A 6810-nucleotide genomic window follows, 5' to 3' on the forward strand; every position below is an offset into this window, starting at 1 on the left:
ATGTGGGAGGGGGCTTGCTCCCGATAGCTGTGCACCAGCCAATTTAACGGTGGCTGTCACTCCGCAATCGGGGGCAAGCCCCCTCCCACATTTGGATCTCGGTAATGGCGGCTTACTGCTTTTCAAGCAGCCACTGGCGAGGGCCGGGAGTGAACTGCGGTACTTCATCTGCCTGCGCAGTGTTCACCGCCTGGAAGATTTCCAGTTGCTTGCCCTTGCGCGCGAAAATCCACGGGTTGCCCTTGCCGTTCAGCTGTAGCCAGATGCTGTCGTAGCCGCCGCTCATCGAGGCGCAATCGCCCGCCAGGCACAGCGAATACTGGTCGACCCCAGGCAGGCCGGCGACCTTGCCGTTGGCCAGGAACTGTACGGTGGAGCCGTTACCGTTGCCGTCGGTGATCTTCCAGTCGCCGCCCATATAGGCTGCATACAGCGCTCGTTCGAAGTTGGCACCCAGTGGCGCGCCTTCCGGGGCTGGATCCTTGGCGCGGGCGAACAGCTGTTCAGGCTCGTTGTCGTTGGCCACTTGCAGCAGTTGTTTGCCTTTGCGCTTGAGCTCGGTGGCGGTGCTGCCATAGAAGTCGACGCTCCAGGCGCCGGGCTTCTCGCCGAGCAACTTGCCTTCAGCGACTTCAAAACCGTTGTAGTAGCGCGCCTGCAGAGCCTTGGTGTTGACCTCCCATTCGAGGTTTGGGCCATTGCTCTGCAGCGCTTCACGCAAAGGGCCGCCCTTGGCTGCCGCGTTGATGGCGGCCTGGTTGATCCAGGTGCCGCCCACATCCAGGTCGGCAGGGTTACTGGCACAGCCACCCAACAACAGGGCTAGCAACGAAGAGGCTACAAGCGCTTTGCGCATTACGAAATCCTTCTAAAACGAAGTCGGCGCAGCCTGTGGAGGCTGCGCCGGGTGTTTTTTACTCGATGACCAGAATCGCGTCCATCTCAACCTGTGCACCCTTTGGCAGGGCGGCAACGCCGATGGCGGCGCGGGCTGGGTACGGTTGTTCGAAGTACTTGCCCATGATCTCGTTGACCTTGGCGAAGTGGCTCAGGTCGGTGAGGAAGATGTTCAGTTTGACGATGTCCTTGAACGAACCACCGGCAGCCTCGGCGACGGACTTGAGGTTTTCGAAGACCTGAACGGTCTGTGCTTCGAAGCCTTCAACCAGTTCCATGGTCTTTGGGTCCAGCGGGATCTGGCCGGACATGTAGACGGTGTTGCCTGCCTTGATCGCCTGGGAGTAAGTGCCAATGGCGGCTGGGGCTTTGTCGCTGGTGATAACGGTCTTGGTCATTTGTGACTCCTTGTAAGAGAACATGGCTTATCTAAAAGCTAGGCACGCATGCGGGTGATGCGGATCACTCCGGTCAGGGCGCGCAGTTTCTTGATCACGCGGGCCAGGTGTACGCGGTCGTGAACGCTGACCACCAACTGGACCACGCTGATGCGGCCATCGCGCTCGTCCATGCTGATTTTCTCGATATTGCCATCGGCGGCGTTGACGCTGCTGGCCAGCAGGGCGATCAAGCCGCGCTGGTGTTCCAGTTCCACCCGCAACTCGACGTTGAATTCGCCGGTGACATCCTTGGCCCACGAGAGTTGGATGCATTTTTCCGGGTTGTGGCGGATTTCGGTGATGTTGCGGCAATTATCCAGGTGCACCACCATGCCTTTGCCGGCGGACAGATGGCCGACAATCGGGTCGCCCGGGATCGGCGTGCAGCACTTGGCGTAGCTGAGTACCAGGCCCTCGGTGCCGCGAATCGCCAGCGGGCCTTCGGGGCTTGGCAGCTGTTCGCCTTCGCCTAGCAGGCGGCGGGCGACCACATAGGCCATGCGGTTGCCCAGGCCGATATCTTCCAGCAGGTCTTCGATGGTTTCCTGGCGATATTCATGGAGCATCGCTTGCACGCGCTCTGCAGGAATCTTGTCCAAGGCGCTGTCGAAACCGTTGAGCACTTTGTTCAGCAGGCGTTCGCCCAGGCTGATGGACTCGGAGCGGCGCTGCAGTTTCAGGGCGTGACGAATGTGTGTGCGTGCCTTGCCGGTGACCACGAAGTTCAGCCATGCCGGGTTCGGGCGGGCCCCCGGGGCGCTGACGATCTCGACCGTGGAGCCGCTTTGCAGCGGTTCGGACAGCGGCGCGAGACGGCGATTGATCCGACAGGCAATGCAGCTGTTACCCACGTCGGTGTGCACGGCGTAGGCAAAGTCGACCGCCGTGGAGCCTTTGGGCAGCTCCATGATCCGGCCTTTGGGCGTGAACACGTAGACCTCGTCCGGAAACAGGTCGATCTTCACGCTTTCAATGAATTCCAAGGAGTTGCCAGCCCGTTGCTGCATTTCCAGCACGCCTTTGACCCACTGGCGGGCACGGGCATGGGTGCCTTTGGGCTGCTCGTCGTCGCTGGACTTGTACAGCCAATGGGCGGCGATGCCGTTGTTGGCCATTTCTTCCATTTCGCGGGTGCGGATCTGGATCTCGATCGGCACCCCATGCATACCAAACAGCGTGGTATGTAGCGACTGGTAGCCGTTGGCCTTGGGAATCGCGATGTAATCCTTGAAGCGGCCCGGCAAGGGTTTGTACAAATTATGTACAGCACCCAGCACGCGGTAGCAGGTGTCGACCTTGTCGACGATGATCCGGAACGCGTACACGTCCATGATCTCGTTGAAGGCCCGACGCTTGCCGCGCATCTTCTTGTAGATGCCGTAGATGTGTTTCTGCCGGCCGCTGACTTCGCCCTCGATTTCGTCGATTGCCAGGCAATGGCTCAGGGACTCTTCGATCTTGTTGACGATTTCCTTGCGGTTGCCCCGGGCGCGCTTGACCGCCTGGTAGATGCGCGCCGAACGCATCGGGTGCATGGCCTTGAAGCCGAGGTCTTCGAATTCGATACGAATGGCGTGCATGCCCAGCCGGTTGGCGATGGGCGCGTAGATTTCCAGGGTTTCCTTGGCGATGCGCCGGCGTTTTTCGCCGGACAGCACTTCCAGCGTGCGCATGTTGTGGAGCCGGTCGGCGAGCTTGACCAGAATGACCCGGATGTCGCGAGCCATGGCCATGGCCATCTTCTGGAAGTTTTCCGCCTGGGCTTCGGCCTTGGTCTCGAAGTTCATCTGGGTCAGTTTGCTGACCCCATCGACCAGTTCGGCCACGGTTTCGCCAAACTGCGCACTGAGCGCTTCCTTGGCGATGCCGGTATCTTCGATCACGTCATGCAGCATCGCAGCCATCAGGCTCTGATGGTCCATGTGCATGTCAGCGAGAATATTTGCCACTGCAAGAGGATGCGTGACATACGCCTCGCCACTACGGCGGCGTTGGCCGTCGTGAGCTTGTTCGGCGTAGAAATACGCTCGGCGGACCAGGTTGACCTGGTCTGGGCCGAGGTAGGCCGATAAGCGATCGGCGAGGGCGTCTATGCTCGGCAAAGTGTGAACTCCTGCCGTTGGCTGTGACCCCGCGCCGTGCTACGTCGACCAGGCATAGGCTTAGACGTCCTCGTTGGACTCGCCTTCGAACGCGGCAAACAGCGGTTCGTCTTCAACGATTTCAGCATTGGCGATGAACTCGTAGCTCATCAGGCCTTCGGCGATTTCACGCAGGGCGACAACGGTAGGCTTGTCGTTTTCCCACTGGACCAGGGGCTCTTTGCCGCCAGTGGCCAGTTGACGGGCACGCTTGGTAGAGAGCATGACCAGCTCAAAGCGGTTATCCACGTGTTCTAGGCAGTCTTCAACGGTTACGCGGGCCATGGTATTCCTCGGAGCGAATGCAAGATGCGCGCTGCCCGGTTGGGCGAGCGGACTAAACAGTTTAAAAAATCACCAGCGTTTAGGGAAGCGCTGATTTTTCGCAGGCCCTCGCAAAACCGCTACAAGTGCCAATGTAAAGCGCTTGCGGCGGTTTTGGGAAGAGCCAATCAACCGAGCAGTTCGGCGAGCAATTTGCCGAAACGCTGCTGTTGGCGCTTTTGCTGGAGCTGATTGGTGCGGAAAATCGCCTTCAGATCATCCAGTGCGTGGGCAAAATCGTCGTTGATGATCAGGTAGTCGTAGTCGACGTAGTGGCTCATTTCGCTGACGGCTTCACGCATGCGGCCTTCGATGATTTCGTCGCTGTCCTGGCCACGGTTGGTCAGGCGCTGGTGCAAGGCTTCCAGGGATGGCGGCAGGATGAAGATCGAGCGCGCCTGGGGCATCAACTTGCGTACTTGTTCGGCGCCCTGCCAGTCGATTTCCAGGATCAGGTCGTGGCCTTCGTCCAGGGTCTGCTGCAGATGGCTTTGCGAGGTGCCGTAGAGGTTGCCGAAGACTTCGGCGCGCTCCAGGAAGTCACCGTGCTCGATCATCTTGACGAACTCGGTGCGCTCGACGAAGTGATAGTGCTCGCCGTTCACCTCGCCCGGACGCATGGCGCGGGTGGTGTGGGAGACCGAAATGCGGATCTGCTCGTCAGCGTCGGTCAGGGCCTTGACCAGGCTGCTCTTGCCCGCGCCCGAAGGGGCGGAAATGATGTAAAGGGTGCCGGTGCTGTGGGTCATGGAAGTTGCCTTACTCAATATTCTGTACTTGTTCGCGCATCTGCTCGATCAACACTTTGAGGTTGACCGCCGCTTGTGTGCTGCGCGGATCAAACGCCTTGGAACCCAGTGTATTGGCTTCGCGGTTGAGTTCCTGCATCAAGAAGTCCAGGCGCCGACCGGCGGCACCGGCGGACTTGAGTACGCGGCGCACTTCGAGGATGTGGGTGCTGAGGCGGTCGAGTTCTTCGGCGACGTCGCTTTTCTGGGCGAGCAGGACCATTTCCTGCTCCAGGCGCGTCGGGTCGAGGTCAGCCTTCATGTCGGTGAAGCGGTCGAGCACCTTTTGGCGCTGAGTGGCGAGCATTTGCGGCACCAGCTCGCGCAGGGTGATTACGTCTTCTTCGATTGAAGTCAGGCGCTCGTTGATCAGGCGGGCCAGTTCGGCACCTTCGCGCTCGCGACCGGCCTTGAGCTCCTTCAAGCCTTGGGTGAACAAGGCGAGGGCTTCGGCGTTGAGGGCCTGCGGGTCGGTGGCGTCGGCCACCAGTACGCCGGGCCAGGCCAGCACTTCCAGTGGGTTCAGTGCGGCGGGCTGCTTGATCAGGCCAGCGATGGTTTCTGCAGCAGCGACCAGTTGTGCGGCGCGATCGCGGTCGACCTGCAAGGGCTTGCCGGTGGTTTCTTCGGTAAAGCGCAGGGTGCATTCCAACTTGCCACGGGAGATACCTTGGCGCAGTGCTTCGCGCACGGCGCCTTCGAGGTCGCGGAACGATTCCGGCAAGCGCAGGTGCGGCTCCAGGTAGCGGCTGTTGACCGAGCGCAGTTCCCAGCTCAGGGTGCCTTGGACGCCGGCTTTTTCGACGCGGGCGAAGGCGGTCATGCTGTGCACCATGGAGGTACCTCGCGTTGCAGCCGCGCAAATACGGGCTGATGGTTAAGAAGGCGCAGGATTGTAGCGCAGTGGGGCGAGCGCGCCCAAACCCGACCATTCGTAACCGAATTTTTTAGCAGTGCCCCGAATCGGCTCGCGGCTCTATAATGCTCGGCAGTTTTTCGTCCTCAGTACAGGTGTCTCCCTATGAAACGTCCAAGTGGTCGCGCTGCCGATCAGCTCCGCTCGATCCGCATCACCCGCAACTACACCAAACACGCCGAGGGATCTGTACTGGTCGAGTTTGGCGATACCAAAGTCATCTGCACCGTCAGCGTCGAAAATGGCGTGCCGCGTTTCCTCAAGGGCCAGGGCCAGGGTTGGTTGACCGCCGAGTACGGCATGCTGCCGCGTGCTACCGGCGAGCGTAACCAGCGTGAAGCCAGCCGTGGCAAGCAAGGCGGTCGTACCCTGGAAATCCAGCGCCTGATCGGTCGTTCCCTGCGCGCAGCATTGGATATGTCCAAGCTGGGCGACGTGACCCTGTACGTCGACTGCGACGTGATCCAGGCCGACGGCGGCACCCGCACCGCGTCCATCACCGGCGCCATGGTGGCCCTGGTCGATGCGCTGAAAGTGATCAAGAAGCGTGGCGGCCTCAAGGGTGGCGACCCGCTCAAGCAGATGATCGCCGCCGTGTCGGTAGGCATGTACCAGGGCGAGCCGGTGCTGGACCTGGACTACTTGGAGGACTCGGCTGCCGAGACTGACCTGAACGTGGTGATGACCAGCACCGGTGGTTTCATCGAAGTGCAGGGCACCGCCGAAGGCGCGCCGTTCCAGCCGGCCGAACTGAATGCCATGCTGGCCCTGGCCCAGAAAGGCATGACCGAAATCTTCGAACTGCAGACCGCCGCACTGGCTGACTGAGTACCCGCCTCAAGGAGAAGCGCCATGAATGACAACAGCCAGATGCCTGTGCCTACGCCTTCCTACGAAGTGCGCCAGAGCGCGATGTTGTGCCATCTCGCGGCGTTTCTGGGGTTTGTGTTCCCCTTCGGCAGCGTCGTGGGGCCGCTGATCCTGTGGCAGATGAAGAAGGAAGTGGACCCGTTCATTGATGATCAGGGCAAGGAAGCCTTGAACTTCCAGATCACCGTGGCCATCGCGTGGATTGTCTGCATTGTGCTGGCCTTCGCGGTCATTGGGTTTTTCCTGATGACGGCGTTGGCCATCGCCGGTGTGGCGCTGACGATCATCGGTGCGATCAAGGCCAACAAGGGAATCGCCTACCGCTACCCCTTGACCTGGCGCGTGATCAAATAATGAGCACCCACAAAAAAACCGACAGCAATGTCGGTTTTTTTGTGCCTGGGAAAAGACCTCAGATGGTCAGTGTCCAGTCG

8 protein-coding genes are annotated in these 6810 nt (G+C 60.3%); 2 read left to right on the plus strand and 6 right to left on the minus strand.

Going from position 1 to position 6810, the window contains the following annotated elements:
• Positions 1-112: 112 nt before the first annotated feature.
• The 6 genes from ACRESD_RS15755 to ACRESD_RS15780 form a co-directional block, all read right to left on the minus strand.
• Positions 113-856 (minus strand): hypothetical protein, encoded by a 744-nt coding sequence (locus ACRESD_RS15755; protein ID WP_431751771.1) that lies wholly within the window; start codon positions 854-856, stop codon positions 113-115.
• A 58-nt stretch (positions 857-914) separates the two neighbouring features.
• Positions 915-1295, minus strand: a complete 381-nt coding sequence (locus ACRESD_RS15760) for a RidA family protein (RefSeq protein WP_003176922.1) — start codon at positions 1293-1295, stop codon at positions 915-917.
• A gap of 38 nt (positions 1296-1333) precedes the next feature.
• Complete coding sequence (gene spoT / locus ACRESD_RS15765; RefSeq protein WP_431751772.1) at positions 1334-3439, minus strand: bifunctional GTP diphosphokinase/guanosine-3',5'-bis pyrophosphate 3'-pyrophosphohydrolase; 2106 nt, start codon at positions 3437-3439, stop codon at positions 1334-1336.
• A gap of 60 nt (positions 3440-3499) precedes the next feature.
• Positions 3500-3763, minus strand: coding sequence for a DNA-directed RNA polymerase subunit omega (gene rpoZ / locus ACRESD_RS15770; protein ID WP_003195508.1), 264 nt, complete (start codon positions 3761-3763; stop codon positions 3500-3502).
• A 167-nt stretch (positions 3764-3930) separates the two neighbouring features.
• Positions 3931-4551, minus strand: coding sequence for a guanylate kinase (gmk, locus tag ACRESD_RS15775; RefSeq protein WP_033901130.1), 621 nt, complete (start codon positions 4549-4551; stop codon positions 3931-3933).
• 10 nt (positions 4552-4561) lie between these two features.
• Entirely contained in the window at positions 4562-5425 is an 864-nt protein-coding gene (locus ACRESD_RS15780) for a YicC/YloC family endoribonuclease (protein WP_431751773.1), read from the minus strand.
• A 186-nt stretch (positions 5426-5611) separates the two neighbouring features.
• Here ACRESD_RS15780 and rph point away from each other — a divergent pair, with 186 nt between their 5' ends.
• Complete coding sequence (gene rph, locus ACRESD_RS15785) at positions 5612-6334, plus strand: ribonuclease PH (protein ID WP_431751774.1); 723 nt, start codon at positions 5612-5614, stop codon at positions 6332-6334.
• Between the two features lie 24 nt (positions 6335-6358).
• A complete protein-coding gene (locus tag ACRESD_RS15790) occupies positions 6359-6730 on the plus strand; it encodes a DUF4870 domain-containing protein (protein WP_431751775.1) in 372 nt (123 codons plus the stop codon).
• Positions 6731-6810: the final 80 nt, after the last annotated feature.

Origin of the sequence: Pseudomonas sp., from assembly GCF_050739995.1 — a bacterium.
Classification (GTDB): Bacteria; Pseudomonadota; Gammaproteobacteria; order Pseudomonadales; family Pseudomonadaceae; genus Aquipseudomonas.